This window comes from Mesotoga sp. HF07.pep.5.2.highcov (genome assembly GCF_003666285.1).
In the GTDB taxonomy this organism is placed as follows: domain Bacteria; phylum Thermotogota; class Thermotogae; order Petrotogales; family Kosmotogaceae; genus Mesotoga; species Mesotoga prima.
In genome coordinates this window covers 1-1,382 of record NZ_JFHJ01000078.1, presented here as the reverse complement: position 1 = coordinate 1,382, position 1,382 = coordinate 1, and the positions used below count along the sequence as shown (strand labels likewise).

The window sequence follows — 1,382 nt, the reverse complement described above, 5'->3', positions numbered from 1 at the left end:
CCGGCTATCACAGATGCCGACAGAGTTATTGGGCTTCTCGAAAACTCGGGAATGCAGGAGACAAATATAAGGCTCCTGATAAACCGCTTCAAAATCCAGATGGTCAAACGTGGTGACATGCTCACCAGAGAGGATATCCAGGGTAATCTCGCTATTGATCTAATAGGAATCATACCGGACAGTGACGAGGTTATCATTGCAACAAATAAGGGTGTACCGGTTATTCTAAACGGAAATGGTGAAGGAATCGGAAAGGTCTTCGAGAACATTGCTTTGAGGATGCAGGGAGAACCAATTCCTGTTGAGCATGACATTCTTGAGCACGGATCAAAAGGATTCCTTGAATTCCTGAAGCGCATCTTCAGAAGAAATTAAGAGGGAGTTGAAGCGTATGTTCTTTGGACTTTTCAGGAAGAAGAAAAAAACTGAGGGAAGTAGAAAGGAAGCAAAAGATAGACTTGATTCAATTACCGGAGGAAGGAGATACTCTGTTCCTGTAAGGGAGGTTATTCCCCAGGATATTCTCCAGAATAGCGGAAAAGATATGGTACACCAGATAAAAACCTATGTCGCCGACAAGTACAAAGTCAAAGAAGAAAACGTTAAGGTTCAGCTTGAGGAACACAACGGATATGTGGTAATAATCACAAACGTTGTCTTTCACTGATGCACCATGCGATACAGCGTAAAAACGGAACGCAAAAGTCAGTTCATAGACATTACGAAGCTTGTTATCCAGTCTGTAAAGGAATCCACGGCTTCTTACGGGCTTGTGAATGTATTCGTACCGCATACGACTGCTGCAGTAACGATCAATGAAAACTCCGATCCAGATGTCGTGCGTGACATTCTCTTTTGGATGGACGAGAGCATACCCGAGAACAGAGAATTCAAGCACATGGAAGGGAATTCCGATGCGCATATAAAGGCGTCTCTGGTGGGTTCTTCAGTTACTGTTCCCTTCAGAGACAATTCATTGATGCTAGGAATCTGGCAGTGCATCTATTTCTGTGAATTTGACGGACCTAGAAACCGGGAGGTAATAGTTACTGTGGTTGGGTGATGCTTCTTTTGCCATTGTTAATAGTAAATCCAGGCATTCATTAGGGGGACGGTGGGAGGCACTATGTGTAAGGGAAGATACTTCTTTTATACCATCTTTGTTCTTGGATCTTCGCTGTTCGCTATTAAAGGTTTCACGTGGGACATGGGCCTACCAAAGTTCTATTTCGCATCGGTCGCCATATCTGTTTTTATCGTCTTTAATTCTCTAAGGGCGGTTAGGGGATCTTATAAGCTGAGTATTTCATTTCCTCAGATTCTTGCTTTGTTGTTTGGCATTTACGCATGTTTGACGACTTTCCAGCTGCTGGATACTCTAC

At 43.3% G+C, this 1,382-nt stretch carries 3 protein-coding genes and 1 pseudogene; all 4 read left to right on the top strand.

Annotated features, from left to right (window positions below):
* Positions 1-375, top strand: a pseudogene (locus BG32_RS01430) (septum site-determining protein MinD); the annotation flags it as partial.
* A gap of 16 nt (positions 376-391) precedes the next feature.
* Positions 392-667 carry a cell division topological specificity factor MinE gene (locus tag BG32_RS01425; protein WP_006491911.1) on the top strand — a complete coding sequence of 92 codons (276 nt, stop codon included), beginning with the start codon at positions 392-394 and terminating at the stop codon, positions 665-667.
* A gap of 6 nt (positions 668-673) precedes the next feature.
* Complete coding sequence (locus BG32_RS01420; protein WP_121526289.1) at positions 674-1,063, top strand: secondary thiamine-phosphate synthase enzyme YjbQ; 390 nt, start codon at positions 674-676, stop codon at positions 1,061-1,063.
* A 63-nt stretch (positions 1,064-1,126) separates the two neighbouring features.
* Positions 1,127-1,382 (top strand): hypothetical protein (locus BG32_RS15710; RefSeq protein ID WP_147434783.1); only part of this gene is annotated, 256 nt, incomplete at its 3' end.